Source organism: Candidatus Infernicultor aquiphilus, from assembly GCF_002784285.1.
Lineage (GTDB): Bacteria > Atribacterota > Phoenicimicrobiia > Phoenicimicrobiales > Phoenicimicrobiaceae > Infernicultor > Infernicultor aquiphilus.
In genome coordinates this window covers 1-2,147 of the sequence record NZ_PFKO01000251.1, presented here as the reverse complement: position 1 = coordinate 2,147, position 2,147 = coordinate 1, and the positions used below count along the sequence as shown (strand labels likewise).

Annotated in this window: 3 protein-coding genes; all 3 read left to right on the top strand. The window is 38.2% G+C overall.

Going from position 1 to position 2,147, the window contains the following annotated elements:
* Window positions 1-5: 5 nt before the first annotated feature.
* Window positions 6-944 (top strand): thiamine pyrophosphate-dependent dehydrogenase E1 component subunit alpha, encoded by a 939-nt coding sequence (locus COZ07_RS06695; protein ID WP_406607796.1) that lies wholly within the window; start codon window positions 6-8, stop codon window positions 942-944.
* Between the two features lie 11 nt (window positions 945-955).
* Window positions 956-1,927, top strand: coding sequence for an alpha-ketoacid dehydrogenase subunit beta (locus tag COZ07_RS06690; protein ID WP_406607795.1), 972 nt, complete (start codon window positions 956-958; stop codon window positions 1,925-1,927).
* A 7-nt stretch (window positions 1,928-1,934) separates the two neighbouring features.
* A partial coding sequence (locus COZ07_RS06685; RefSeq protein WP_406607794.1) for a biotin/lipoyl-containing protein occupies window positions 1,935-2,147 on the top strand: 213 nt, incomplete at its 3' end.

Here is a 2,147-nt window from a genome sequence, read left to right as displayed (position 1 = left end):
AAACCATGGTAAAAATTAGAAATTTCGAACTCATGGCAGAAAAATTATTCTTGGAGGGAGAACTTCTTGGTTTTATTCACCTTTACATTGGGGAAGAGGCCATTGCCACCGGAGTTATGGCTAATCTTAGAAAAGACGATTTCATCACCAGTACACACCGGGGACACGGTCATATGATAGCCAAAGGTGCAGATGTCAACAGAATGATGGCAGAACTTTACGGTAGAACAACGGGTTACTGTAAAGGAAAAGGAGGCTCAATGCATATAGCAGATTTTTCTATTGGGGTTTTAGGGGCAAATGGTGTAGTAGGAGGCGGTCTTCCCATAGCAGTCGGTGCGGGTTTAGGAATAAAAATGAAGAAAGCTGATCAAGTTGTCGTCGCTTTTTTTGGCGACGGGGCGTCGAACACGGGAGCATTTCATGAAAGTCTCAATTTTGCCTCCATATATAGACTTCCCTTAATTTTTATTGTGGAAAATAATCATTATGCTTCTACTGCATCTACTAAAGAAACGACCGCTATAGAAAATATTTCTGACAGGGCAGTTAGTTATGGCATACCAGGGGTAACTATTGACGGAAATGATATTATAGTGGTATATGAAATTGCCAAAGAAATGATAAAAAGAGCCAGAGAAGGCGGCGGACCTTCTCTGATTGAAGCAAAAACCTATAGAATCAAAGGACATTTTGTAGGAGACCCTGAACTTTACAGAGACAAAAAAGAAGTTGAGGAATTCTGGTTAAAGGAACCGATTAAAAAGTTTGAGAAAAAATTATTTGAATTAAAGATGTTAAATGAAGTTGAAAAGAAAAAAATATGGGAGAATAATCAAAAAGAGATTAAAGAAGCGGCTAAATTTGCTAAAGAAAGCCCTATCCCCAGCAATAAAGAGGCTTTAACTGACCTTTTTGTCAATGATTCTGGTTACGATTATTAAAGGAGGTAAAAATGAGGGAAATAACTTTTGCTGAAGCTTTAGGAGAGGCAATTTCTGAAGAAATGGGAAAAAACCCCACTATCTTTACTTATGGTGAAGATGTAGCTAAACAAGGAGGAATATTCGGTGCTTATAAATCTTTTTCAGGAAAATTTTCTGGTAGAATTTTTGATACTCCCATATCAGAAGAAGTTATCTATGGTTCTGCATTGGGAGCTGCACTGGTAGGAATGAGACCTATTGCCGAATTTCATTTTGCAGATTTCCTATTTACCGGTATCCAATCCATCACCCTTCAGATAGAAAAGATTAGGTATATGACTGGTGGCCAAGGAAAACTTCACCTGCTTTTAAGGGGTCCTGACGGTATATCTAATTCTGCTGCAGCGCAACATTCGGAATCTATAGAAACTATATTTATGCACACCCCCGGCATAAAGGTCATCATCCCTTCCACGCCGTATGATATAAAAGGACTGATAAAAACTGCTTTAAGAGAAGATGACCCGGTTATCTGTTTTGAACATAAAATGCTCTATAAAACCAAGGGCTTTGTTCCGGAAAAAGAGTACCTTATCCCCTTTGGCGTTGCCGATATAAAAAAAGAAGGAAATGATGTTACGGTAGTAACTATGTCCAGAATGGTTCATGAATCTTTAAAGGCAGCGGAAGAACTTGAGCATGAGGGTATAAGCGTAGAAGTCATTGACCTGAGGACTTTAGTCCCCTGGGACAAAAATCAAGTTATTGAATCAGTAAAAAAGACTGGACGCTTGGTTGTGGCTCACGAAACCTGGAAGAGGGCTGGATGGGGAGCAGAAATTGCCAGTGTAGTTCAAGAAGAAGCTTTCGATTATTTAGATGCACCGGTGATAAGAGTTGGTGCAAAAAATGTTCCTATGCCTTTTGCTTCCACTCTTCAAGATTTCGTAACTCCCAATTATAAAGATGTAATTAATGCAGTAAAGAAAGTGTTAAGGTAAGAAGATAATGTATGAAATTAAAATGCCTAGATTTGGTTTAAATATGGAATGCGGTTTTATTGAAAAATGGTTTAAAAAAGAGGGAGAAAAGATTAAAGAAGGTGAACCACTTTTTGAGGTTTCTTCCGAAAAGATAACTAATGAGGTAGTTTCTCCTGCTTCTGGTGTCCTGCTTAAAATAATTGGTCAGGAAAAAGAAGAAATAAAAGTAGGGACAGTC